18 protein-coding genes are annotated in these 24,513 nt (G+C 64.7%); 8 read left to right on the top strand and 10 right to left on the bottom strand.

Annotated elements, in window-relative coordinates:
• Window positions 1-15 precede the first annotated feature (15 nt).
• Complete coding sequence (locus tag GDN70_RS05010; protein WP_038946835.1) at window positions 16-402, top strand: MAPEG family protein; 387 nt, start codon at window positions 16-18, stop codon at window positions 400-402.
• A 230-nt stretch (window positions 403-632) separates the two neighbouring features.
• Here the strand turns inward: GDN70_RS05010 and GDN70_RS05005 are convergent, their stop codons facing one another.
• From GDN70_RS05005 to GDN70_RS04995, 3 genes are all read right to left on the bottom strand, one after another.
• Window positions 633-1,826, bottom strand: a complete 1,194-nt coding sequence (locus GDN70_RS05005) for an ABC transporter substrate-binding protein (RefSeq protein WP_028139694.1) — start codon at window positions 1,824-1,826, stop codon at window positions 633-635.
• Window positions 1,827-2,135: 309 nt separating this feature from the next.
• Window positions 2,136-5,306, bottom strand: a complete 3,171-nt coding sequence (locus GDN70_RS05000; protein WP_028139693.1) for an efflux RND transporter permease subunit — start codon at window positions 5,304-5,306, stop codon at window positions 2,136-2,138.
• The gene (locus GDN70_RS04995) at window positions 5,303-6,508 is read right to left on the bottom strand and encodes an efflux RND transporter periplasmic adaptor subunit (RefSeq protein WP_161966293.1); all 1,206 of its coding nucleotides are present in this window, start codon (window positions 6,506-6,508) and stop codon (window positions 5,303-5,305) included. The genes GDN70_RS05000 and GDN70_RS04995 overlap by 4 nt, the downstream gene beginning before the upstream one ends.
• A gap of 360 nt (window positions 6,509-6,868) precedes the next feature.
• On the opposite strand from GDN70_RS04995, the gene GDN70_RS04990 reads away from it, so the two are divergent.
• From GDN70_RS04990 to GDN70_RS04960, 7 genes are all read left to right on the top strand, one after another.
• A complete protein-coding gene (locus tag GDN70_RS04990; protein WP_173015933.1) occupies window positions 6,869-8,023 on the top strand; it encodes an iron-containing alcohol dehydrogenase in 1,155 nt (384 codons plus the stop codon).
• An 18-nt stretch (window positions 8,024-8,041) separates the two neighbouring features.
• Entirely contained in the window at window positions 8,042-9,592 is a 1,551-nt protein-coding gene (locus GDN70_RS04985) for an AMP-binding protein (RefSeq protein ID WP_038970724.1), read from the top strand.
• 416 nt (window positions 9,593-10,008) lie between these two features.
• Entirely contained in the window at window positions 10,009-11,607 is a 1,599-nt protein-coding gene (locus GDN70_RS04980) for an ABC transporter substrate-binding protein (protein ID WP_028139689.1), read from the top strand.
• Window positions 11,608-11,647: 40 nt separating this feature from the next.
• Window positions 11,648-12,595 (top strand): ABC transporter permease, encoded by a 948-nt coding sequence (locus GDN70_RS04975; RefSeq protein ID WP_028139688.1) that lies wholly within the window; start codon window positions 11,648-11,650, stop codon window positions 12,593-12,595.
• A 191-nt stretch (window positions 12,596-12,786) separates the two neighbouring features.
• Window positions 12,787-13,680 carry an ABC transporter permease gene (locus tag GDN70_RS04970; protein WP_173015755.1) on the top strand — a complete coding sequence of 298 codons (894 nt, stop codon included), beginning with the start codon at window positions 12,787-12,789 and terminating at the stop codon, window positions 13,678-13,680.
• Window positions 13,680-14,687, top strand: coding sequence for an ABC transporter ATP-binding protein (locus tag GDN70_RS04965; RefSeq protein WP_152102232.1), 1,008 nt, complete (start codon window positions 13,680-13,682; stop codon window positions 14,685-14,687). Before GDN70_RS04970 ends, GDN70_RS04965 begins: the two co-directional genes overlap by 1 nt.
• Complete coding sequence (locus GDN70_RS04960) at window positions 14,684-15,679, top strand: ABC transporter ATP-binding protein (protein WP_038946823.1); 996 nt, start codon at window positions 14,684-14,686, stop codon at window positions 15,677-15,679. The genes GDN70_RS04965 and GDN70_RS04960 overlap by 4 nt, the downstream gene beginning before the upstream one ends.
• 11 nt (window positions 15,680-15,690) lie before the next feature.
• On the opposite strand, the gene GDN70_RS04955 is transcribed toward GDN70_RS04960, so the two are convergent.
• From GDN70_RS04955 to GDN70_RS04925, 7 genes are all read right to left on the bottom strand, one after another.
• A complete protein-coding gene (locus GDN70_RS04955; protein WP_152102231.1) occupies window positions 15,691-16,515 on the bottom strand; it encodes a hypothetical protein in 825 nt (274 codons plus the stop codon).
• A 233-nt stretch (window positions 16,516-16,748) separates the two neighbouring features.
• A complete protein-coding gene (locus GDN70_RS04950) occupies window positions 16,749-18,725 on the bottom strand; it encodes an acetyl-CoA carboxylase biotin carboxylase subunit (RefSeq protein WP_152102230.1) in 1,977 nt (658 codons plus the stop codon).
• Complete coding sequence (locus GDN70_RS04945) at window positions 18,722-20,338, bottom strand: acyl-CoA carboxylase subunit beta (protein ID WP_152102229.1); 1,617 nt, start codon at window positions 20,336-20,338, stop codon at window positions 18,722-18,724. The genes GDN70_RS04950 and GDN70_RS04945 overlap by 4 nt, the downstream gene beginning before the upstream one ends.
• Window positions 20,339-20,456: 118 nt before the next feature.
• Window positions 20,457-21,323, bottom strand: coding sequence for a 3-keto-5-aminohexanoate cleavage protein (locus tag GDN70_RS04940; RefSeq protein ID WP_028139681.1), 867 nt, complete (start codon window positions 21,321-21,323; stop codon window positions 20,457-20,459).
• A gap of 199 nt (window positions 21,324-21,522) precedes the next feature.
• Complete coding sequence (locus tag GDN70_RS04935) at window positions 21,523-22,323, bottom strand: AraC family transcriptional regulator (RefSeq protein ID WP_028139680.1); 801 nt, start codon at window positions 22,321-22,323, stop codon at window positions 21,523-21,525.
• A gap of 231 nt (window positions 22,324-22,554) precedes the next feature.
• Window positions 22,555-23,211 carry a glutathione S-transferase family protein gene (locus GDN70_RS04930; RefSeq protein ID WP_152102228.1) on the bottom strand — a complete coding sequence of 219 codons (657 nt, stop codon included), beginning with the start codon at window positions 23,209-23,211 and terminating at the stop codon, window positions 22,555-22,557.
• Window positions 23,211-24,374, bottom strand: a complete 1,164-nt coding sequence (locus tag GDN70_RS04925) for an acyl-CoA dehydrogenase family protein (protein WP_038970718.1) — start codon at window positions 24,372-24,374, stop codon at window positions 23,211-23,213. Before GDN70_RS04925 ends, GDN70_RS04930 begins: the two co-directional genes overlap by 1 nt.
• Window positions 24,375-24,513 lie beyond the last annotated feature (139 nt).

The raw sequence follows: 24,513 nt of genomic DNA, 5'->3' as shown, positions 1-24,513 counted from the left end.
TTGAAGGAACCAGCGATGTATCATTTCACCGCTCTCGTCACGCTGCTGGCGATCGCATTTTATTTCTTCACCGCCATCAACGTCTCGAGCGCGCGCACCAAGACCGGCGTCAAGGTGCCGGCGATGTCGGGCCATCCGGATTTCGAACGCGCCTTCCGCATCCAGGCGAACACGCTGGAATGGATGCCGATTGTCCTGCCGGCGCTCTGGCTGTTCGCGGTCTATATCGGCGACGGCATCGCGGCGGGGATCGGCGCCGTCTGGATCATCGGCCGCATCGTCTATTTCATCGGTTATTCGAAAGCGGCAGCCAAGCGCGGCCCGGGCTTCATGATCCAAGGCATCGCCGCCATCGCACTGTGGGCCGGCGCGCTGGGTGCAGTGGTGTTGCGGCTGGTGTGAGGCGGGGGCCGCGGCCACACGTTCCGCTGTCGTCCCGGGGCGCGAAGCGAGCCCGGGACCCATAACCACAGGACGAAGTTGTAGCGCGAGCCGATCACTCCGAGTCCCCGTAACCACACAGTCCTGTGGTTATGGGTCCCGGATCTGCGCTTCGCCCTCGACAACGCTACGCGTTGCCAAGGGCTGCGCTTGTCCGGGACGACACTGAGTTATTGGCGCGATCCTCGCCCCTACTTCGTCAGCGGGCAGCCGCTGTCCTTGGCGGTGAAGAAGGCCTTGTCGCCGGGGACGGTGGCGAGCAGCTTGTAATAGTCCCAGGGCTTCTTCGATTCCGACGGCTTCTTGACCTCGAACAGATACATGTCGTGGATCATGCGGCCGTTCTCGAGCACCTTGCCGCCTTGCGCGAAGTCGTCGTCGACCGGCAGCTCCTTCAGCTTCCTGGCAACCGCATCCGGATCCTTGGTACCTGCCGCCTTGACCGCCTTCAGGTAGCTCAGCGTCGCCGAATAGGTGCCGGCCTGGATCATGTTCGGCATCCGGCCGGTGCGCTTGAGGAAGCGTTCGCCGAGATTGCGGGACTTGTCGTTGACGTCCCAGTAATAGCCTTCGGTCAGCACCAGGCCCTGTGCAGCCTGGAGGCCGAGGCCATTTACTTCGGCGAGCGTCATCAGCAGGCCGGCGAGCTTCTGGCCGCTGGCGACGATGCCGAACTCGGACGCCTGCTTGATCGAATTGGTGGTGTCGAGGCCGGCATTGGCAAGGCCGACGATCTTCGCCTTCGAGCTCTGCGCCTGCAGCAGGAACGAGGAGAAGTCCGAGGAGTTGAGCGGCACGCGCACCGAGCCGACCACCTTGCCGCCATTGGCGGTGACGATCTCGCTGGTGTCCTTCTCCAGCGCGTAGCCGAAGGCGTAGTCCGCGGTGAGGAAGAACCAGGTGTCGCCGCCGGCCTTGGTCAGCGCACCACCGGTGCCGACGCCGAGCGCGCGGGTGTCGTAGGCCCAGTGGAAGCCGTAGGGCTGGCAGGCATCGCCTGTCAGCCGTGAGGTGGCGGCGCCGACGACGATGTCGATCTTCTTCTTTTCCTTGGACAGTTCGTGGATCGCGAGCGCGACCGAGGAGGTCGTCAGCTCCGTGATCATGTCGACGTTCTCGACGTCGTACCAGCGCCGCGCGATCGAGGTCGCGAGGTCGGCCTTGTTCTGGTGGTCGGCGGTGACGAGCTCGACCTTCTGACCCAGCACCTCGCCGCCAAAATCCTCGATCGCCATCCTGGCCGCCTCGACCGACCATTTGCCGCCGTAATCGGCATAGACGCCGGACTGGTCGTTGAGGATGCCGATCTTGACGCCTTGCGCGGAGGCCGGCGCCGCCAGCACCAGAGCAGAGGTTGCGACGGCGGCCAAAAGTGCTGATTTCATCTGTTATCTCCCAGCAGTTTTCTGTTTTGAAATCGCGCGGATACTAGGGAAGAACCCCGCGCCTGCCCATCCATTTCAAGTTGGTCGTTAGTATGGGCGTGTGCCAATTGGCATCGAGGGTGGCGCGACAAAATGAGCTGTCGTCCCGGACGAGCGAAGCGAAGATCCGGGATCCATAGCCACAGGAAGAGGTTTGGGGCGAACCTGGTAACTCCGAGCCTTCGCCAAGCTGCTCCCTGTGGCTATGGGTCCCCGCTTTCGCGGGGACGACACCGTGAGTGAGGGGACGCAAGTGGCCACCACCGACAACTAGGAAGCCACCACCTCCGGCTTCTTCCCCTCATTCCGCCCTTCCGCCAGGTTCCGCACCACCACGTAGAAGATCGGCGTGAACAACAGGCCGAACAGGGTGACGCCGATCATGCCGAAGAACACGGCGACGCCGACGGCCTGCCGCATCTCCGAGCCGGAGCCGCTCGATATCACCAATGGCAAGACGCCGAGGATGAAGGCGAAGGAGGTCATCAGGATCGGCCGCAGGCGCAAGCGGCAGGCGTCGATGACGGCTTCCAGCCGCGGCTTGCCCTCGTTCTCGATGTCGCGCGCGAACTCGACGATCAGGATCGCGTTCTTGGCCGCCAGTCCCACCAGCACGACGAAGCCGATCTGGGTGAGGATGTTGACGTCCTGGCCCATGATGCGCACGCCGATGGTGGCGGCGAGCAGGCACATCGGCACGATCAGGATCACCGCGAACGGCAAGGTCCAGCTGCCATATTGCGCAGCGAGCACGAGGTAGACGAACAGCACGCAGATCGGGAACACGTAGAGGCCGGCATTGCCGCCGGTGATCTGCTGGTAGGACAGATCGGTCCATTCGAAGGTGAAGCCGCTCGGCAAGGTGTCGTCCGCGAGCTTCTTGATGGTGTTGAGCGCCGTGGTCGAGCTGGTGCCCGGCGCCGGCTCGCCCTGGAGCTCGGACGCGGCATAGAGATTGTAGCGCGCGACGCGATCGGGACCCGAGACATCCCTGAACTCGACCACGCTGCCGAGCATCACCATGTCGCCGGAGGCGTTGCGTGTGCGCAGGCGTGCGAGGTCGCTGGGCTCTTTCCGGAACGGGAAGTCGGCCTGCGCGGTGACGTGATAGGTGCGGCCGAACAGGTTGAAGTCGTTGACATAGGTCGATCCGAAATAGCTCTGGATCGTGTCGTTGATATTGGAGATGGGAACGCCGAGCTTCTGCGCCTTGGTGCGATCGATGTCGACGAAGAGCTGCGGCGTGTTGGCCGAGAACGGCGAGAACACCGTGGGGCCGAGCAGCGAGGGCGATTTGCGCGCCGCGGCGACAAGCTCGTCGGTGGCCGCGGCGAGCAACTCAGGCCCGCGGCCCTGACGGTCCTGGATGCGGATGGTGAAGCCGCCGCCGGTGCCGATGCCAGGCACGGCCGGCGGCGGGATCACGATGATGAAGGCGCCCTGGATCGCGGACAGGCGCTTGCGCAGCTCGACCGTGATGGCGTTGGCCGTCAATCCTTTCTTGATCCGCGCCTCTGGTTCGTCGAACACCGGGAACAGCGCGGCGGCATTGCCCGCCTGTGTGCGGGTGGCACCGGAGAAGCCGGCAAAGGCGGCGACACGAACGATGCCCGGCGTGTCCAGCGAGATCCGCTCGATCTCGCGCACGACCTCGGTGGTGCGCGCCAGCGAAGCCGCGCCCGGCAATTGCACGGATACGATGACGTAGCCGCGGTCCTGCGCCGGGATGAAGCCTTGCGGCGTGGTCGCGATCAACCAGCCGGCGCTTCCGATCAGCACGACATAGATCAGGATCATCACCACCGAGTGCCGGATCACGAAATTGGCGAGGCCGGCATAGCCGTGCGCCAGACGGTCGAACACGCGATTGAATACGCCGGTGAAGGCATTCCAGCCGCGCGCGATGACATTCCAGCTTGCCGGCGGCTGCTTCTCCTCGTGCGGCACCAGGATCTGCGAGGCCAGCGCCGGCGACAGCGTCAGCGAGCAGAAGCAGGAGATCGCGGTCGCAACCGCAATGGTGACGGCGAATTGCTGGAAGAACTGCCCGGAAATACCGCCCAGAAAGGCGGTCGGGACGAACACCGCGCAGAGCACCAGCGCGATCGAGACCAGCGCGCCGCCGACCTCCTCCATCGTCTTGAGCGCGGCATCGCGCCGGCTCATGCCATGCTCGAGATGCCGCTCGACGTTCTCGACCACCACGATGGCATCATCGACCACGATGCCGACCGCGAGGACGAGGCCGAACAGTGTGAGGTTGTTGATCGAGAAGCCCAGCGCCGCCATCACCGCGAAGGTACCGACCAGCGACACCGGGATCGCGATGATCGGAATGATCGCGGGACGCCAGCCCTGCAGGAACACCAGCACGACGATGACGACGAGCAGCATGGCCTCATAGATGGTCTTGATCAGCTCGTGGACGGACTGAGCGATGAATTCGGTCGGGTTGTAGCCGATATTGTAGTCGAGGCCTTTCGGGAAGCTCTCCTTGAGTCTCGTCATCGTGTCGGTGATGTTCTTTGCGGTGGCGAGCGCGTTGGACCCCGGCCGCTGCGTCACCAGCATGGCGACCGCGGATTTGCGCAGCAGGAAGCTGTTGGTGCTGTAGGCGAGCGCACCGAGCTCGATGCGGGCGACGTCGCGCAGCCGAACGACGCGGCCGTCGGAGCCGGCCTTGATCAGGATGTCCTCGAACTGCTTCTGGTCCTTCAGGCGCCCCGTGAAGGTGAGGTTCGGCTGGAAGGCGCGGTCGGCGATCGGCGGCTCGGCGATCTGGCCGCCGGCGATCTGCACGTTCTGCGCGCGGATCGCGGCCAGCACCTCCGCCGAGGTCAGGCCGAGATTGGCAATCCGGTCAGGATCGAGCCACAGCCGCATCGAATAGTCGCGGGCGCCGAAGATCTGGATGTCGCCGACGCCGTCGAGGCGCAGCAGCTGGTCGCGGACCTGGAGCAGCGCGTAATTGGAGATGTAGAGCTGGTCGAAGGTGTCGTCGGGCGACAGCATGAACACGACCATCAGGATATCGGGCGAGTTCTTGCGCGTGGTGACGCCGTTGCGCTGGACCTCCTCGGGCAGTCGCGGCTGCGCGATCGCGACGCGGTTCTGCACCAGCACCTGGGCCTTGTCGAGATCGGTGCCGAGCTTGAAGGTGACGGTGATGGTGAGCTGGCCGTTCGAGGTTGCCTGGCTGTAGAGATACAGCATGTCCTCGACGCCGTTGATCTCCTGCTCGATGGGAGCCGCGACCGTGTCGGACACGGTCTGCGCGGAGGCACCGGGATATTGCGTGGTGACGACGACGGTCGGCGGCACCACTTGCGGATATTCGGACACCGGCAGCGTGGTGTAGGCGAGCGCACCGACGATCAGGAGCACGATCGACAGCACCATCGCCAGGATGGGCTGGTTGATGGAGAGACGACCGAGATTCATGACTTGCCACCGGCCGGGGCTTGCGCGGTCTGCGGGGCAACCTTGGCACCGACACGGGCACGCTGGATGCCGTTGACGATGACGCGATCCTCGGCCTTCAATCCTTCGCGGATCACGCGCAGGCCGTCGTCCAGCGGTCCGAGCACCACGGGACGCGCCTCGACGGTGTCGTCGGGCTTCACCACGAACACGATCTTGCGGGACTGGTCGGTCGCAACAGCGACGTCCGGAATCAGCAGGGCCTCATAGGGCGCGCTGCCGATCAGCCGGACGCGACCGAATTGGCCGGGCAGGATCGACAGATCGGTATTCTTGACCACGGCGCGGCTGCGCAGCGTGCCGGTCGAAACGTCGAGCCGGTTATCGAGGAAGTTGATGGTGCCTTCATGGGACGGCTTGGTTTCGCCGGCGAGCGTCACCTGCACCGGATTGGCCGTGTCGCGCGAGCTCGGACGCCGCCCTTCGAACCACAGCTTGCTGTATTTGATGAAGGTCGCCTCATCCATGTCGAAATAGACGTAGATCGGGTCGAGCGTGACGATGGAGGTCAGGAGGGTCGAAGAGCCATTGTCGCTGCCCTGCACGAGATTGCCGGGGCTGACGAGATGGCGGCTGACGCGGCCGGTCAACGGTGCCGTCACATGCGTGAATTCGATGTTCAGTCTGGCCGCTTTGAGCGCGCCTTCAGCCTGCACCTCCGCGGCATGCGCAGCTTGCAGGGCCTGACGGCGCTGATCGACGACCTGCTCGGAGACCGCGCTGGTCTGCACCAGGCTGAGGCCGCGGTCGAGTTCGCGCTTGGCAAGTTCCACCTTGGCCCGTGCATCCGACAGCTGCCCTTCCGCCTGCGTGGCCACCGCCTCGAACGGACGCGGGTCGATCACGTAAAGCAGATCGCCCTGATGCACGATGGCGCCGTCCTGGAATTCGACCGAGTTGACGAAGCCGCCGACGCGCGGGCGCACCTGCACCTCCTCAACCGCTTCGAAGCGGCCGGTGAACTCGTCCCAATCGGTAACGGTGCGCTTGACCGGCTGGGCGACCGTCACGGGCGCCGGCGGCGGCGCAGACGCTTGCGAGGTGGGCTGCCCGCAACCGGTGAGCGCGAACGAAGCGACGAGGAGGCCCGCGAGTGCGTAATGCCGCGGCTGGACGAATTCGTGCTTTTTGACAAGTCGCTCGCTTCCATCCGGTCCAGCCATCCCAGGTCCTCGCATCGTCCTCATGCCAAAAGCCGCGGAAAAGGCAGGGTAGGCATTTACCCGCGGGCGTCCCAAGATGGGTGGAGTTGATGAACACTTCAAGACCAAAGCGCGTGCAGGGCTCCAAGCGCGCCCTGACCGGATGGCGGGTTGACAGGGGGTGGCAACCCGCCCGGCACGCGCTGAATAGCCGGCAGGTTTGCGATTGGACTTTGTTCGCCGGGCTCTTGAATGGAAACGTCCTTCCCTTTCCCGCACGGGGAAAGGGAAAGAGCGCCAGCGCCTTCGCACATGACGAACGCCATCCGCTCGGCTAGATTGCCCTCACAAAAACAAGACGAATTGTCCGGGAGGGCAGGCGTGCACCAGGGACGTGTCGTTTTCGGCGCGATCGAGGAGGTCGTGTTCGGCCATCCTGCAACTGAGGCCATCGTCGCGCAGATGGACCGGCTGGGAACGCGCCGCGCCTTCCTGATGGTTTCGGGCACGCTGAACCGGCAGACCGACGAAATCGAGAAGATCAAGCAGGCTTTGGGCCCCCGCTGCGCCGGCCTGTTCGATGCCATGCCGGCGCACACGCCGCGCGAGGCGGTGATCGCGGCAACAAACGCGGCGCGCGGGGCCGGCGCCGATCTGATCGTCACGGTGGGCGGCGGCTCGATCACCGACGGCGCCAAGGCGGTGCAGCTTTGCCTCGCCAACGGCATCGACGATATCGACGGCATCGAGCGAATCCGCGTGCACAAGGGCGTCGCACCGGAGATGACGGCGCCAACCGTGCGCCAGGTTAGCGTGCCCACCACGATCGCTGGCGGCGAATTCAGCGCGATCGCGGGCGTCACCGACCGAGCTGCGCATGTGAAGCAGATGCTGCGGCATCCGCTCGCCGTGCCGCGCGCGACCATCCTCGATCCCGCGATCACCGTGCACACCCCGGAATGGCTGTTCCTGTCGACCGGCATCCGCGCCATCGACCATTGCGTCGAGGCGATCTGCTCGCGCGAGACGCATCCCTATGCCGACGCGCAAGCGGTGAAGGGCCTCGCCATGCTCGCCGACGCGCTGCCGCGGGTGAAAGCCGACCCCGCCGATCTCGACGCGCGGATGGACGCGCAGATCGGCACCTGGCTGTCGATGGGCGCGCTCGCGGCCGGCGTTCCCATGGGCGCGAGCCACGGCATCGGCTACGTGCTGGGCGCGGCCTTCGACGTGCCGCACGGCTACACGTCCTGCATCATGCTGCCGGCGGTGATGCGCTGGAATGCGAACGCCAATGCCGAGCGGCAGATGATCGTCGCGGCCGCCATGGGCTTTCCCGGCCACGACGCTGCCGACGTGCTCGATGCCTTCATCCGCTCGCTGGGCATGCCGCGCAGCCTCACCGAGGTGCAGGTGTCGCCGCAGCATTTCGACGCCATCGCCGAGCAGGCGATGCGCACCAACTGGATCCCGCGTAACCCGCGCAAGATCGAAGGCCCGGCGCAGGTGCGCGAAATCCTGCTTCTCGCCGCATAAATCAAAGCCGGAGGATAGATGTACCCAGGTCAGCATGCCCGCCTACGCCCGCTGCAGCCCGCCTTCATCATGGCGGCCACAGGCGAGGCCGTCACCTATCGCGAGCTCGATGCGCGCAGCAACCGGCTGGCCCACCTATTCCGCAAGCACGGCTTGAAGCGGCTCGACCACTACTCGATCTTCATGGAGAACAATTCGCGCTATCTGGAGGCCTGCGGCGCCGGCGAACGCTCCGGGCTGTACTACACCTGCATCAACTCGTTCCTGACGCCGGGCGAGCTCGCCTATCTGCTGGTCAACAGCCAGTCCAAGATCCTGATCACCTCGGTGGCGAAGCTCGACATCGCCCGCGAGGCGATCAAGGCCTGCCCCGACATCAAGCTCTGCATCGTCGCCGACGGCCCCGGCGAGAGCGAGCGCATCGTCGGACTTGCGGACGTCACCGCGGATATGTCGGCAACATCGATCGCGGATGAGTGGCTCGGCACCGCCATGCTCTATTCGTCCGGCACGACGGGACGGCCGAAAGGCATTCTGCGGCCGCTGCCGGAGGAGCCGCCGAAGCATAATCTGCCGCTGTTCGATTTCCTCACCAAGCTCTGGCACTACCGCGAGGGCATGGTCTACCTCTCGCCCGCCCCGCTCTATCACTCGGCGCCGCAGGCGGCCGTGAACCTCACGATCCGCATGGGCGGCACCGTGATCATCATGGAGAGTTTCGATCCCGAGCGTTACCTCGAGCTCGTCCAGCGGTGGGGCATCACCCACACCCAGCTGGTGCCGACCATGTTCTCGCGCATGCTGAAGTTGCCGGCGGAGGTGCGCGGCCGCTACGACCTGTCCTCGCTGGAGATCGCGATCCACGCCGCCGCGCCCTGCCCGGCGCTGGTCAAGGACGACATCATCAAATGGTGGGGGCCGATCATTCACGAATATTACGGCGCGACGGAGGGCCTCGGCTTTACCGCCTGCAACAGCGAGGAATGGCTTAGCCACCGCGGCACCGTCGGCAAGGTGCTGCTCGGCGATCTCCACATCCTCGACGAGAACATGCGGGAATGTCCGACCGGCACGCCCGGCCAGGTCTGGTTCAAGACCGCCTCGCCGTTCGAATATTTCAACGATCCGGAGAAGACCAGGGAGGCGCGCTCGGCCGACGGCAGCATGAGCACGGTCGGCGATGTCGGCTATGTCGACGCCGACCGCTTCCTCTACCTCACCGATCGCGCCACCTTCATGATCATCTCCGGTGGCGTGAACATCTACCCGCAGGAATGCGAGAATTTGCTGATCACCCATCCGAAGGTCGCCGACGCCGCGGTGTTCGGCGTGCCCAATCCCGATCTCGGCGAAGAGGTGAAGGCGGTGGTGCAGCCGATGCCTGATGTCGTGCCGGGCGAGGCGCTCGCCGAAGAGCTGATCGCATTCTGCGCAAAATCGCTGTCGCGACAGAAGGTGCCGCGCTCGGTCGATTTCGAGAAGGAATTGCCGCGGCTGCCGACGGGGAAGTTGTACAAGCGCCTGCTGCGGGACCGGTATTGGGGAAACAAGGCGTCGAGGATCGTGTGAGGGCGTCGCTCCACTCGCGGGCGATATGCGCGAGACGCGTCCAAACAAATGGTGTCGTCCCGGGGCGCGACGAAGTCGCGAACCCGGGATCCATAACCACAGGGAATAGTCGTAGGGCGAGCAGGTCACCCCGAGTCTTCGCCAAACGTCTCCCTGTGGCTATGGGTCCCGGAGCTGCGCTTCGCTTGTCCGGGACGACAGTGAGTTCGTTGATTCTGCATCGCGCAACATCACCGCAGGAACCATCTCTTCGCACCTGCACTCTCACATCGTGAGCATGATAACCTGCGGCCTTCCGTCATCCGAATTGTCGAGGCGGCATGCGGCCTTACCGGTTGCCTCCCTCAACTCGCGTGCTATCGTCGCGACAAACAGGCCGCAAGGGCCAAAAAGACTGATGTCCAGGGAGGATGAGCATGCGGAGCGTGTGGGCGCTCGCCGCAATGGCGGCGCTATCTGTGCTGACGGCCTCAACCACCACGCTCGCCGGCGAGCCCAAGCAGGGCGGCGTCCTGCGAATGTATCACCGCGACAGCCCGGCCAACGCATCGATCCTCGAGGGCGCGACCTATTCGGTCAACGTGCCGTTCATGGGCGTCTTCAATAATCTCGTCATTTACGACCAGCACATCGCGCAGAACAGCCCTGATACCCTCCGGCCCGAGCTGGCCGAAAGCTGGTCCTGGGGCAACGACAACAAGAAGCTGACATTCAAGCTGCGCCAGGGTGTCAAATGGCATGACGGCAAGCCGTTCACATCGGCCGACGTCAAATGCACCTTCGATCTCCTGATGGGCAAATCGCAGCAGAAGCTTCGGCAAAATCCGCGCAAGGCCTGGTACAATGAAGTCAACGAGATCACGACGAGTGGCGATTTCGAGGTCTCCTTCGACCTGAAGCGGCCACAGCCGTCGCTGCTGGCGATGCTGGCGTCAGGCTATACGCCGATCTATCCCTGCCACGTCTCGCCCGCGGACATGCGCACCCATCCGGTCGGTACCGGACCGTTCAAGTTCGTCGAGTTCAAGGCCAATGAATCGATCAAGCTGACGCGAAATCCGGACTATTGGAAGAAGGGCCTGCCCTATCTCGACGGCATCGAGTACACGATCATCACGAACCGATCGACCGCGATCCTCGCTTTCGTCGCCGGAAAGTTCGACATGACCTTCCCGACGCACATCACGATCCCGCTCCTGAAGGACATCAAGTCGCAGGCGCCGAACGCGACTTGCGTCGTCGAGCCGACCAACGTTTCGACCAACATCATCGTCAATTCGACCTCCGCGCCGTTCGACAACATCGATATTCGCCGCGCGATGGCGATGGCACTCGACCGCAAGGCGTTCGTCGATATCCTGTTCGAAGGCCAGGCCGACATCGGCGGCACCATGCTGCCACTGCCTCAAGGCGTCTGGGGCATGCCCAAGGACAAGCTCGAGACCATTCCGGGCTATGGCCGGGACGTGAACGCGAACCGCGAGGAAGCGAAGAAACTGATGCAGAAGGCGGGCTACGGCCCCGACAAGCACCTCGCGGTGAAGGTCTCGACGCGCAATCTCGCGGAATATCGCGACCCCGCCGTGATCCTGATCGACCAGCTCAAGAGCATCTATATCGACGGCGAGCTCGACGTCGTCGAAACCGCGAACTGGTTCCCGAAAGTCGCGCGCAAGGACTACATGCTCGGCCTCAATCTGACCGGCAATTCCGTCGACGATCCCGACCAGTCCTTCTACGAAAACTATTCCTGCGGCTCGGAGCGGAACTACACCAATTACTGCAACAAGGAGATCGAGAAGCTGTTCGACGTGCAATCGCAGGAGACCGACACCAGCAAGCGCAAGCCGCTGGTCTGGGATATCGACAAGAAGCTGCAGGAGGATGTCGCCCGTCCGATCATCTTCCATGCACGGGCCGGCACCTGCTGGCAGCCCTACGTCAAGGGCATCACGATCATGTCGAACAGCTCCTATAACGGCTTTCGCTACGAGGACGCGTGGCTCGACAAGTAGCGCGGCAGGCTGGAGAGTAGCGGCTCGCGGAGGGCGAAGGATGTTTGCCTATCTGGTGCGACGCCTGTTCCTGATGCTCGTGACCCTGTTCGGGATCTCGATCGTCATCTTCCTCCTGCTGCGCATCGTGCCCGGCAACATCGTCGACATCCTGTTCGCCGCGGCCGGCTATGTCGATCCCGCCGACAAGGCCAACCTGGAGAAGGAGCTCGGCATCGACCAGCCGCTGATCGTGCAGTATTGGCACTGGATCAGCGGTTTTCTGCGCGGCGACTTTGGTTACTCCTACGTCTCCGAGAAGCCGGCGCTCCAGGAGATCCTGCCGCGGATCCCGATCACGGCGCGGCTCGCCGGCCTTGCGCTGTTGTTCTCGGTCTCGATTGGCATTCCGCTCGGCGTCATCAGCGCGGTGAAGCAAGGCACGCGGCTGGATTACGCCTTGCGCGTCGTCAGCTTGAGCGGCTTGTCGCTGCCCTCGTTTTGGCTCGGCCTGCTCATCCTCACGGCGTCGGTGGCGATGTTCGGCCAGATGCCGATCTTCAATCCGAATCCGCAGACCTGGCTCGAGGCGTTCGCAACCTATGCCGTGCCCGCCGCCGCCGTCGGCTTCCGCAGCGCGGCGCTGACCATGCGCATCACGCGGTCCTCGATGCTGGAGGTGCTGCGGCAGGACTACATCCGCACCGCGCGCGCCAAGGGCGCCTCCGATGCCGCCGTGAACTATCAGCACGCGCTGAAGAACGCGATCCTGCCCGTCATCACCGTGATCGGCATCGAGGCGGCGTTCCTGATCGGCGGCCTGATCGTCACCGAGACGGTGTTCAACATCCCCGGCGTCGCCCGCTTCCTGGTCGAGGCGATCCGCTGGCGCGACTATCCGATCGTGCAGAACCTCGTGATGCTGATCGCCGTCGTGGTGGTGAGTGCGAATTTCATCGTCGACATGCTCTACGCCGTGTTCGATCCGCGCATCAGGTACACGGATTAGCCGCATGACCTTCTCTCACACAGTATGTGCGCTCTCCTTCACCTCTCCCCGCCTGCGGGGAGAGGTCGGATTGCGCAGCAATCCGGGTGAGGGGGAGTCTCCGCGAGTCCAACTCCCACCTCCCCCGCGGAGAGCCCCCCTCACCCCTACCCTCTCCCCGCAGGCGGGGAGAGGGGGAAGATAGAGTTCACATGGCCGCGATCGACTATGACGTTGAACTGAGACGCGCCGGCGCCTACGCGACCGGTGGCTGGCGCCGCGTGCTGTATCTGGCACAGCGGCATGTGCTGGGCGCCGCTGGCCTCGTCATCATGACCGTGTTCGTGTTCACGGCCATCTTCGCCGATTTCATCGCGCGCTATGATCCCCTGTCGATCGATTCGGCCCGCGCTCTGGCCGGCCCGAGCCTGGCGCACTGGATGGGAACGGACTCCTTCGGCCGCGACGTGTTCAGCCGCATCATCCACGGCGCGCGGATCTCGCTTGCGGTCGGGATCGGCTCGACCGCGCTCGGCGGCACGATCGGCGTCATCGTCGGCCTGACCTCCGGCTATCTCTCCGGCTGGGTCGATCTCGTGTTCCAGCGCGTCTCCGACGTCCTCCAGGCGCTGCCGCTGCTGGTGCTGGCGCTGGTGATGACGGCGGCACTCGGCCCGTCGCTGCCGAACGTGATCATTGCGATTGCCATTCCGCTGATCCCGACGGTCGCGCGCGTCATCCGTGCCAACACGCTGGCGCTGCGCGAACTCCCCTTTATCGAAGCCGCCAAGTCGATCGGCATGAGCGAAGTGCGCATCGCGCTCCGCCACGTACTGCCGAACACGCTGGCGCCGCTGATCGTGCTCGCGACCGCGCAGCTGGGCTCGACCATCCTGACGGAAGCTTCCCTCTCCTTCCTCGGCCTCGGCATTCCCGAGCCTTATCCGTCTTGGGGCCGCATGCTCTCCGAGTCCGCCGCCGAATATGTCCGCACCGCGCCGTGGCTGGTGATCTTCCCGGGCATTGCGATCAGCCTCGCCGTGTTCGGCGCCAACCTGTTCGGCGACGCCCTGCGCGACATCCTGGATCCGAGGCAGCGCGGCTGATGACGGACAAATCCCACCTTGTGCTCGAAGTGAAGAACCTGAAAACGGTGTTCTTCACCAATTCCGGTTTGTTCAAAGCCGTCGACGACCTCTCCTTTACCGTGAAGCGCGGCGAGACGCTGGCGATCGTCGGCGAATCCGGCTGCGGCAAGAGCGTCACCGCGCTGTCGCTGATGCGGCTGGTGCCCGATCCGCCCGGCCGCATCGTCGGCGGCTCGATTTCGCTCGAAGGCACCGACCTGCTGGCGCTGGATGAGGCGGAGATGCGTGCCGTCAGGGGCAACCGCATCTCCATGATCTTCCAGGAGCCGATGACCTCGCTCAATCCGGTGATGCGGATCGGCGACCAGATCGTCGAGGCGGTGCGGCTGCACCGGAACATCCCGGCCAAGGAAGCCCGGAATATCGCCGTGGAGATGCTGCGCCTGGTGCGCATTCCCGAGCCGGCGCGACGCGCGAAGGAATATCCGCATCAACTCTCCGGCGGCATGCGCCAGCGCGCGATGATCGCGATGGCGCTGGCGTGCCGCCCCGCGCTGCTGATCGCGGACGAGCCGACCACCGCGCTCGACGTCACCATCCAGGCGCAGATCCTGGCGCTTATCCTCGACCTGCAGAAGGAGCTCGGCACCGGGCTCGTGCTGATCACGCATGATCTCGGGGTGGTCGCGCAGACGGCGCAGCGCGTGATCGTGATGTATGCGGGCCGCAAGGTCGAGGAGGCCAGTGTCGAGGCACTGTTCGCCGCGCCAAAGCATCCCTATACGCGCGGGCTGATGGCTTCGATCCCGGCCGTTCCGGCGGCCGGCGTCCCGGCACAGGCGCGGCTGAATGAAATTCCCGGCACCGTGCCGTCGCTGGTGCGGCTGCCGAAGGGCTGCGCCTTCGCACCGCGCTGCAAGCTCGCAATCAAGCGCTGCGAGGCCGAATATCCGCCGCTTGCGGATTGGGGCGGCGGACATCTTGCAGCCTGCTGGCGTGCGGCTGAAGTTGCGGAGGTGGCATGAGCGAAGTTCTGCTCGAAGTCACCAACCTCAAGAAGCACTACCCGGTGCGGGCCGGCGTATTGCGCAGGCAAGTCGGCACCGTGCACTCGGTCGACGGCGTCTCGTTCTCGGTTCATGCCGGCGAAACGCTCGGGCTCGTCGGCGAATCCGGTTGCGGCAAGTCGACGGTGGCGCGCAGCGTGTTACGGCTGGTCGAGCCGACCTCGGGCCAGATTCACCTCGAAGGCGAGGATATCACCCATCTGTCCAAGGCGGCACTGCGCCCGCACCGGCGCTCGATGCAGATCGTCTTCCAGGACCCGTTCGCCTCGCTCAATCCGCGCATGACCGCCGGCGACATCGTCGGCGAGCCGCTTGCGGTGCACGGGCTCGCCAGCGGCAAGGCGCTGGATGCGCGGGTCGCAACGCTATTCGAGCAGGTCGGCTTGCGAGCCGACCAGATGCGCAACTTTCCGCATCAATTCTCCGGCGGCCAGCGCCAGCGCATCTGCATCGCGCGCGCGCTCGCACTCGAGCCGCGCCTGATCGTCTGCGACGAGCCGGTGTCCGCGCTCGACGTCTCGATCCAGGCGCAGGTGATCAATCTGCTGATCGACCTTCAGCGTCAGCACGGCTTCTCCTATCTCTTCATCGCGCACGATCTCGCCGTGGTCGCTCATATCAGCCATCGCGTCGCCGTGATGTATCTCGGCCGCATCGTCGAGATAGCAGGCAAGGACGAGCTGTTTCGCAATCCCAGGCATCCCTACACGCAAGCGCTGCTCGCCTCGGTGCCGGTTGCCAACCCGCTGGCGAAGAAGCTCGCGCCGCTGGTCGACGGGGATGTGCCGAGCCCGGTCAATCCGCCGCCCGGATGCGCGTTTCACACCCGCTGCCGATATGCGATGGAGCGATGCGGGGTTGAGCGGCCCGCACTGCTGGATGCGGGCAACGGGCATCAGGTGGCGTGTCTGCTCAATGAGGGGACGGGGCGGAGCAACATAGTCCCGTAGGGTGGGTTACGTCAGCGGACCGCGCTTCGCACGGCCGCGGGCTCGCTACGATTGCGGAGCGTGCTGATCACCGGCCAGGCCGCCAAGGCAGCGGCCAGATGCTTGAGCGTGTGGCCCGAGACGACGTGCCCTGTGGCTTCGAAAATGAGCGCGTCACCGAGTTCGAAAAGCTTCGCCAGCACATAAAAGAAGATCACGCCACCGAGCGGCACGCCGAGCGCGCCAGGCCGCGGCCGCGTCAACGCCAGTCCCACGGCAAGTGCCATGCCGCCGAACTGCACGACCACCCATGGCGTGAGATTCTCGCGCGCCACCCAGGCAGCTAACAGGCCGGCCATCATCATCAGGACCAGCACCGCCTCGCCGGCACGCACGCTGATGCGTTCACTGGCTGCGATGCCCAGAAAGCCCGCGAACGCCACCGCCATACCGAGACGATCGGCCACGAGGCGTTGCGGCATGTCGGGGTCCAGGTGATAGAAGCCAGATCCCAGGCAGGTGAGGATCAGGCCGACGAAAAGCCAACTTGCACCCACAGGCGCATCATGGCGGGCGCGCAGCCGCTCCGAACCCCAGACGCCCATCGCGAGAAAGGCGAGATTGCTCAGCACATCGCCGGCGTTGGGCACACCGAGCCAGGTGCGACTGTCGACGAAGTGCGGGACGTGCCAAGCGGCGGCGGGCAGCGCGGGAGCGAGGAGTGCCGACAGCGTCAGAACGCTGAGGGCCCCAATCAGGTATCTCTCGCGGAGTTGTGGGGCGGCGAACGAGAAGCGTCGGGATACCGACGGGAGCGTGGGATTGGTCGCTGGGGCGGGATCATTTGGGCGCAACATGCCGGCTCCAAAATTGAACAATGTTCAATATATGTAGCCCGAAAATGAAAGACGTTCAAATTGAATTTCCCCCTTGCGCCAATACGCAATTAAGCAACTGAAATAATAGGGAATTTTTACCGCACGCGAGGTGCCGTAGGGCGGCAAAGCGGAGCCTGCCGACGATGCCGCTCCACCACTTTTGAACATCGATGGCGGGCACGGCACTTTGCGCCTTTGCCCCGTTCGTTGCGCTAACCTGCCCCGATCTCGGCGACGATCCTGCCCGTCGTCACCTGCTCGCCTTCGGCGACGTCGATCGCCGCCACCACGCCGTCGACGCCGGCCTTGTGGACGTGCTCCATCTTCATCGCTTCCAGCGTCAGCACCGGTTGGCCGGCTTTGACACGGTCACCCGGCTTGACCAGCACGGCGACGACGCGTCCGTTCATGGCGGCGCGCACCTTGCCGTCACCGCCGTTGGCTGCGGCGGCCTTCGGCGCGGCGAGGGTGAGATCGGTGACCGCGAGCGGGATGCCGCGGTGCTGGAGGTAGAGCCGGTCGCCGTCGCGCAAGAACTTTGCGCTGTCCATCACGCCATCGTGGCGGAAGCGGACGGCGTCGGAATCGAGTTGGTCGATCTCGAACTTGTCTTGCCGGCCGTCGGCGGCGACAGTGTAACTACCATCGCGCTCGCGCGTGACTTCGAGTTCGTATGTCTGACCGGCGATCTCGATTTTCGCTGGCAACGGAAAGGTGGCGGCGAGGCTCCGCCCGCCCTGCCATGACGGTGTGCGCGGGTTGGTGACGTAGAGCAGCAGGCTCGCCAGCGCCATGTCGAATGCCGCGTTCGCGCGCGGTGCCAGCAGCTCGTCGCGATGCGCGCCGATGAAGGCTGTCGTCGCCTCACCCTTGGCAAAGCCGGGATGACGCAGGCAGGACATCAGGAACGCCTGATTAGTCGTCACGCCGAAAGCCGTGAGCTGCTCAAGGCCGACGACCAGCCGCCCCCTCGCCTCCTCGCGCGTGGCGCCATGGCTGATCACCTTGGCGATCATGGAATCGTAGAACGGCGGGATCTCCGAACCCGATTGCAGCGCGTGCTCGACGCGGATGCCATCAGGCACCTGCCAGCGCGCCATGCGGCCCGACTGCGGCATGAAGTCGTGCCCGGCATCCTCCGAGCAGAGCCGCACCTCGATGGCATGGCCGGAGAACTTGATGTCCTGCTGCTTCACCGGCAATTGCTCGCCACGCGCGACGCGCAGCTGCAGCTCGACCAGATCGAGCCCGGTGATCGCCTCCGTCACGGGATGCTCGACCTGGAGACGCGTGTTCATCTCCATGAAGTAGAACGCGCCGCTCGCATCGAGCAGGAATTCCAGCGTGCCGGCGCCCTCGTAACGCAGCGCCTTCACCGCCGATACCGCGACCTCGCCCATTTTCGCGCGCAACTCCGGCGTCACGGCGGGCGACGGTGCCTCCTCGATCAGCTTCTGGTGCCGCCGCTGCACCGAACAGTCGCGCTCGCCGAGATGGATGGCGTTGCCGTGGCTGTCGCCGAACACCTGGATTTCGATGTGGCGCGGGTTCTGGATCGCGCGCTCGAGGATGACGGTGGGATCGCCGAACGCCGCTTTCGCCTCCGATCGCGCGCTGCGCAGGGCATCAGGGAACGAGGCCGCGTCGATGACGAGCCGCATGCCACGACCGCCGCCGCCGGCGACCGCCTTGATCATCACGGGGAAGCCGATCTTTTTGGCCTCCGCGAGCATGACCTCGTCACCCTGCTCGGCGCCCTGATAGCCGGGCACGCAGGGAACGCCGGCCTTCTTCATGATCTCCTTGGCGCCGGCCTTGTTGCCCATCGCCTCGATCGCCTGCGGCGAGGGACCGATGAAGACGAGACCCGCATCCTTGCAGGCTTGCGCAAAATCCTCGTTCTCGGCGAGGAAGCCATAGCCGGGATGAACGGCATCTGCGCCGCTCGCTCTCGCCGCGGCGATGATCGCGGGGATGTTGAGATAGGATTGCGCCGGCAGGGCTTCGCCGATGCGCACGGCCTGGTCGGCCTGTTGCACGTGGAGTGCGTCGCGATCCGCATCCGAATAGACCGCGACGACGCCGAGGCCCAGCTGTCGCGCGCTGCGCATCACGCGCAGTGCGATCTCGCCACGATTGGCGACCAGGACCCTGAAGAACGGCCGGTGCTGCACTGATCCGTTCCTCATGGGCGGGCCACCGAAAACTGCATGCGCTGGGGCGTCCGTGCGTCACCCTCGCGGCAGATCGCGAGCACTTCGGAGAGGACCGCGCGGGTGTCGCGCGGGTCAATCACGCCGTCGTCGAGCACGCGGGCGCTGGTGGAGAACACGTCCATCTGGCCGTCGAACACACCGATGATTTGCGCCTTCATCGCGTCGAGTTTTTCCTTTTCGACCGGCTTTCCGCGCCTCGCGGCAGCCGCTTCCGTCACGATAGCCATTGTCTCGGCCGCCTGCTCGCCGCCCATCACGGCGGTCTTGGCGTTGGGCCAGGAGAAGCAGAAACGCGGATGGAAGCCGCGGCCGCACATGCCGTAATTGCCGGCGCCGAACGAGGCGCCGCAATAGATGGTGATCTGCGGCACCGTCGCCGAGGTCACTGCCTGGATCATCTTCGAGCCGTGCTTGATCATGCCGGCTTCTTCGTAGGCTTTGCCGACCATGTAGCCGGTGGTATTGTTGAGATAGAGGATCGGCGTGCGGGTCTGGCAGCACGCCTGGATGAAATGCGTCGCCTTGTTGGCGCCGGCGGGATCGAGCGGCCCGTTGTTGGTGATGATGCCGATCGCCTGTCCTTCGATGCGGGCGTGGCCGCAGACGGTGGCCGGACCGTAATTCGGCGCCATCTCGGTGAAATCGGAATCGTCGACGATGCGTGCGATCACCTGCTTCATGTCGACGGAGCGCTTATGGTCCATCGGCATGATGCCGAGCAGCTCGTCCTGGTCGTAGCGCGGCGGCTTGAATTCCGATGCTGTCCTGCCCGGGCGTTCCCATTGCAGCGCCGCCATGATCTTGCGCGCGATACGCAACGCGTCGCGATCGTCTTCGGCGAGATAGTCGCCGAGACCGGAGAGCTGCGTGTGCATCTCGGCACCGCCGAGCTCTTCCTCGGTCGCGATCTCACCGGTCGCGGCCTTCAGCAGCGGCGGCCCGGCGAGGAAGGCGCGGGTACGGCCGCGCACCATGACGATGTAGTCGGACAGGCCGGTCTGATAGGCGCCGCCAGCGGTGGATGAGCCGTGCGTGACGGTGACGACGGGCAGTCCTGCCGCGGAGAGCCGCGCGAGATTGCGAAAGATGTTGCCGCCGCGGACAAAATCCTCGACGCGGTAGCGCAAGAGGTTGGCGCCGGCGCTTTCGACCAGTTGCACATAGGGCAGCTTGTTCTCCAGCGCGAGCTCCTGCACCCGCAGCGTCTTGTCGAGGCCGTAAGGCTGCAGCGCGCCGGCATCGATGCCGGAATCGCTGGCGCTCACCATGCAGCGGATGCCCGAGACGAAGCCGATGCCGCCGATGACGCCGCCGCCGGGCACGCTCTTGGTCGCGTCCGGTACATCGAACATGTAGCCGGCGAGCGTCGACAGCTCGATGAAAGGCGTACCGGGATCGAGCACCAGCGCGACGCGCTCGCGCGGCAACAACTGCCCGCGCTTGTGAAAGCGATCCTTGGCTGCGGCCGACGCCGCGCGGGTGCGCTCTTCCAGCGCGCGCATGCGGTCGATGAGGCCGAGCATGCCGTCGCGGTTGGCGTGGTAGGCGGCGCTGCCGGGGGAAATGGTGTTTTCGATGGTAGACATTAGTGCTCCTGCCCGTCATTCCGGGGCGCGCGGAGCGCGAGCCCGGAATCCATACTCCCGATCGTGGCTATGGATTCCGGGCATGGCCTTCGGCCATCCCGGAATGACGGAGTGTGGCTTACCTGTTCGTCCCAAAGATCTTCCGCGCCTCGGCGGGGCTCGCGATCTCGCGGCCGGCACGGCGGGCGCAGGCAGCGACGGCTTCGATCAGCTGGCCGTTCGACGTCACCTTCTTGCCGTCGGCGAGATAGAAGGTGTCCTCGAGACCGGTGCGCAGATGGCCGCCGAGCTCGGCGCAGCGCTGGTGCAGCGGCCAGATTTCCTCGCGGCCGATCGCGGTGACCTGAAAATGCGCCTCGGGACGCTTCAGCTTGATCAGGATCGGCAGCAGCTCCGGGTCCGAAGGCATTCCCGAAGCGACGCCCATCACAAAATTATATTCGAGCGGTCCCTTGTACATGCCGACCTGGGTGTACATGCCGACGCAGCGGACGATGCCGACGTCGAAGCATTCGAACTCGGGGATGGTGCCGACCGCATTCATGACGTCGAGATAGTCCTTCACCTTCTCGACCGCGTTGTCGAACATCATCGGTGGCCAGGCCCAGGTGTTGTCGGCCTTGACCTTCAGATAATTCAGCGAGCCGGCATTGCAGGCGGCGATCTCCGGTTTGGTCTCGCGGATGCAGTCGAGCGCGCCGGAGTAGTTCGGTCCTGACACGCCCGAGGTGTGATTGATGATCACGCCGGGACAGGCTTCGCGGATCGCCTGCTGGATCTCCCTGCTGACGCTCACCTCCCAGGACGGCAGATGTCCCTTGCCCGGCGCCTGCTGGCGCAGGTGGATGTGCATGACGGACGCACCGGCATCGAACGCAGCCCTGGCTTCGCGCGCCATCTGCTCGGGCGTCACGGGGACATTGTGCTGCTTCGGGTCGGTGAGCACGCCGTTCAGCGCGCAGGTGATGACGGCCTTGTCGCTCATGCCTTGGATGTCTCGCACGTTGAGAATTCAACGTTGGCGATCATGGGATGGGCGGCATGCGGCTTCTTGCGCGGAGAAGCTGGAAAACACGACGAATTCGTAGGGTGGGCAAAGCGAAGCGTGCCCACCATCTTTGCCAGCTGCCGAGAGGTGGTGGGCACGGCGCAAGAGCGCCTTTGCCCACCCTACGAGAGCGAGCCTAACTCGCCTCCGCGAGCCGCACCGTCTCCGTGCTGCGATAGATCGCAAGGTCGCGCGAGCCGACGAAGATCGCGCGCGGCTTCAATCCGTAGAAGCGGCGGATTGAATGGCTGAAATGCGTCGAGTCGGGATAGCCGATGTCCTGCGCGAGATGGGCGAGGTTGAGGTCCTGGTTGGCGAAGTGCAGCAAATGCCGCGCGCGCTTCCAGGCGCGGAAGGAGCGGAAGGAGATGCCGGTCTCCTCCTTGAACAGATGCAGGAAGCGCGAGGCCGAGAGCCCCGCCTCCGCCGCGCAGGTATCGGCCGTCACCGGCTCGCCCGAGAAACGCTCGATGCGGGCGACCGCCCGGGTCACGCGCGGATCGAGCACGCGGCGGGCGAGCGCCTCGCCAAAGCACATCTCGTCGAATTCGGCGGTGGTGATGTCGCCATAGCGGCGCTGGCGCAGCAACGCGTAAGCGGCGAGGATCTTGCGGGCATAGAGAGCCTTGTCCGGCCCTCGCAGCCGCTCGGCCAAAGCCTCGATCACGCCATCCGGCATGCTTTCCGGCTCCAGCGTCACGCTGATCACGGTGCGATAGTCGCTGGCGATGGTGTGGCGCTGGTTCGGCAGGGTCACGATCAACTCGTCCGACGTGTGGACGTCGTCGATCGTCAGATGCAGGCTGCCTTTCACCGCGACGTAGATATGGCAGCAGCCGGGGGTCCGCTTGCGAGGGCGGCCGAGCAGGCCGGCATAGAATACCCGCTCCGGCGTGATCAGCATCAGATGGTCGGATTCGCGACCTTTATCTTCCATTGGGATCCTCCTCGCGCGGCTCTCTGGCCGCTGCGGACGGAGGTCACCTTAGCGGAAATTTGGGCGCTGTCACGACGGGATAGCGCTGTCAAAAGACACAGCGAGTCGTTCCGGGGCGGTCGATAGGACCGAACCTCAGGTGCGCAATTGCGCACCGGGGAACCTCGAGATTCTCAGGTGCGCAACGGCGCACCATAGTCGATGCTCCGCATCGCCCGGAATGACGCGTCCTTACGCCCTCACGCGCGGTGCAACATTCTGCTCGGCGCCAGCCTTCTGTTCCGCAGCAACCGCACGCTTGAAACCGTCCCGCTGCTGCAGGCGCGCCCAATAGGCTGCGACATTTGGCCCAAAATCCTTGGCGAGCCCGATATTGTCGGCCAGCCGAAGCGCATAACCGATGACAATGTCAGCGGCGGTGAAGCGGCCGGCGCACAATGTTTCGGCATTGGCCGCCGCTGCCTCGACGGCGCGCAACCGGCCCAGGAACCATTTTGCATAGTCGCCGGCGACCTGCGGATTGCGCCGCTCCTCCGGCTCGAGCTGGGTGTATCGGAGCACCAGCGTCTGCGGGAAGGTTAACGTGGCGTCGCTGAAATACATCCAGTTCAGGAACGCGCCATAGGCGGGATCTTCCGGGCCGACCATCAGGGGCGTCGGGCCGTGCTTGATGCCGAGATAGTGGCAGATGCCGGAGGATTCGGTCATCTTCGTCTCGCCGTCGACCATGAAGGGAATCGTGCCGAGCGGATTGAGCGCCAGATATTCCTTGGCGAAGACCCGCGGTGGGAACGGCAGCATCTTCAGCTCATACGGCAGGCCCATCTCTTCCAGCATCCAGAGCGGACGGAACGAGCGCGCGGCGTCGCAGTGATAGAGCGTGATCATCAAGAGCTTCCTTTGCTGCCGGGCAGCGTGCCCATCATCTTGCACAAGACCATCAGCATGACCTCGTCGGCACCGCCGCCGATCGAGGTCAGGCGGCTGTCGCGATAGGCGCGGCTGACCGGCGTCTCGTTGGTAAAGCCCATTCCGCCCCAATATTGCAAGCAGGCGTCGGTGAGCTCGCGGCCGAGCCGGCCGGCCTTCAGCTTGGCCATGGTCGCAAGCTTGGTCACGTCCCCGCCTGCGACCAGCTGCTCGGCGGCGCGATAGATCAGCGCGCGCAGCAGCTCGACCTCGGTCTGCATCTCCGCCAGCTTGAAGTGCACGACCTGGTTGTCGAGGATGCTCTGGCCGAAGGCCTTGCGGTTGCGGGTATATTCGATGGTCTGATCGATAATGTATTCATGCGCCTTAAGACAAGCCGCCGCGCCCCAGAGCCGCTCCTCCTGGAATTGGATCATCTGGTAGGTAAAGCCCTTGCCCTCCTCGCCGATCCGGTTGCGCTTGGGCACACGGACATTGTCGAAGAAGATCTGTGCGGTGTCGGATGAGCGCATGCCCATCTTGTCGAGTTTTCGCGCGACAGTGACACCCTTGGCCTTCATGGGCACGCAGATCAGCGACTTGTTGCGATGAACGGGCCCATCGCCGGTGTTGGCGAGCAGGCAGATCCAGTCGGCCTGGGTGCCGTTGGTGATCCACATCTTGCCGCCGGTGATCACGTAGTCATCGCCGTCGGAGCGTGCCTGGGTCTTGATCGAGGCGACGTCGGAGCCTGCGCCCGGCTCGGAGACCCCGATGCAGGCGACGAAGTCTCCCGAGACCGAGGGCGCGAGAAACTCGCGGCGCACCTCGTCCGAGCCGAACCGCGCCAGCGCCGGCGTCGCCATGTCGGTCTGCACCCCGATCGCCATAGGCACGCCGCCGCAGGTGATGGCGCCCAGCTCCTCCGCCATCATCAGCGCATAGGAGTAGTCGAGGCCGGAGCCGCCGAACTCCACGGGCTTGTTCAGGCCGAGGAAGCCGAGGCTGCCCATCTTCTTGAACAGCTCGTGCGCCGGGAAGATGTCGGCCTTCTCCCAGTCATCGACATGAGGGTTGATCTCATTGGCGATGAACTTTTGCAGGGAGCGGCGGATGTCGTCGTGGTCGGCGGTGAATAGCATTTTGTCCTCTCGTCATTCCGGGGCATCGCGCAGCGATGAACCCGGAATCCATTTCTCTACGGAGTCTGGAGCCCGATGGATTCTCAGGTGCGCAATTGCGCACCATAGCTCGACGCTTCGCGTCGCCCCGGAATGACGG

Origin of the sequence: Bradyrhizobium sp. TM102, assembly GCF_009176685.1 — a bacterium.
GTDB lineage: Bacteria > Pseudomonadota > Alphaproteobacteria > Rhizobiales > Xanthobacteraceae > Bradyrhizobium > Bradyrhizobium ottawaense.
This window is presented reverse-complemented; position numbering and strand designations above follow the sequence as displayed.

Excerpts from the sequence above, each read along its gene's own strand:
- GDN70_RS04960 (WP_038946823.1), top strand. The coding sequence starts at position 14,684 with ATGAGCGAAGTTCTGCTCGAAGTCACCAACCTCAAGAAGCACTACCCG.
- GDN70_RS04975 (WP_028139688.1), top strand. The coding sequence starts at position 11,648 with ATGTTTGCCTATCTGGTGCGACGCCTGTTCCTGATGCTCGTGACCCTG.
- GDN70_RS04995 (WP_161966293.1), bottom strand. The coding sequence starts at position 6,508 with ATGGCTGGACCGGATGGAAGCGAGCGACTTGTCAAAAAGCACGAATTC.
- GDN70_RS04945 (WP_152102229.1), bottom strand. The coding sequence starts at position 20,338 with ATGTCTACCATCGAAAACACCATTTCCCCCGGCAGCGCCGCCTACCAC.
- GDN70_RS04950 (WP_152102230.1), bottom strand. The coding sequence starts at position 18,725 with ATGAGGAACGGATCAGTGCAGCACCGGCCGTTCTTCAGGGTCCTGGTC.
- GDN70_RS04930 (WP_152102228.1), bottom strand. The coding sequence starts at position 23,211 with ATGATCACGCTCTATCACTGCGACGCCGCGCGCTCGTTCCGTCCGCTC.
- GDN70_RS04955 (WP_152102231.1), bottom strand. The coding sequence starts at position 16,515 with ATGTTGCGCCCAAATGATCCCGCCCCAGCGACCAATCCCACGCTCCCG.
- GDN70_RS04970 (WP_173015755.1), top strand. The coding sequence starts at position 12,787 with ATGGCCGCGATCGACTATGACGTTGAACTGAGACGCGCCGGCGCCTAC.
- GDN70_RS05005 (WP_028139694.1), bottom strand. The coding sequence starts at position 1,826 with ATGAAATCAGCACTTTTGGCCGCCGTCGCAACCTCTGCTCTGGTGCTG.
- GDN70_RS04965 (WP_152102232.1), top strand. The coding sequence starts at position 13,680 with ATGACGGACAAATCCCACCTTGTGCTCGAAGTGAAGAACCTGAAAACG.
- GDN70_RS04935 (WP_028139680.1), bottom strand. The coding sequence starts at position 22,323 with ATGGAAGATAAAGGTCGCGAATCCGACCATCTGATGCTGATCACGCCG.
- GDN70_RS04925 (WP_038970718.1), bottom strand. The coding sequence starts at position 24,374 with ATGCTATTCACCGCCGACCACGACGACATCCGCCGCTCCCTGCAAAAG.
- GDN70_RS04980 (WP_028139689.1), top strand. The coding sequence starts at position 10,009 with ATGCGGAGCGTGTGGGCGCTCGCCGCAATGGCGGCGCTATCTGTGCTG.
- GDN70_RS05000 (WP_028139693.1), bottom strand. The coding sequence starts at position 5,306 with ATGAATCTCGGTCGTCTCTCCATCAACCAGCCCATCCTGGCGATGGTG.
- GDN70_RS04985 (WP_038970724.1), top strand. The coding sequence starts at position 8,042 with ATGTACCCAGGTCAGCATGCCCGCCTACGCCCGCTGCAGCCCGCCTTC.
- GDN70_RS05010 (WP_038946835.1), top strand. The coding sequence starts at position 16 with ATGTATCATTTCACCGCTCTCGTCACGCTGCTGGCGATCGCATTTTAT.
- GDN70_RS04940 (WP_028139681.1), bottom strand. The coding sequence starts at position 21,323 with ATGAGCGACAAGGCCGTCATCACCTGCGCGCTGAACGGCGTGCTCACC.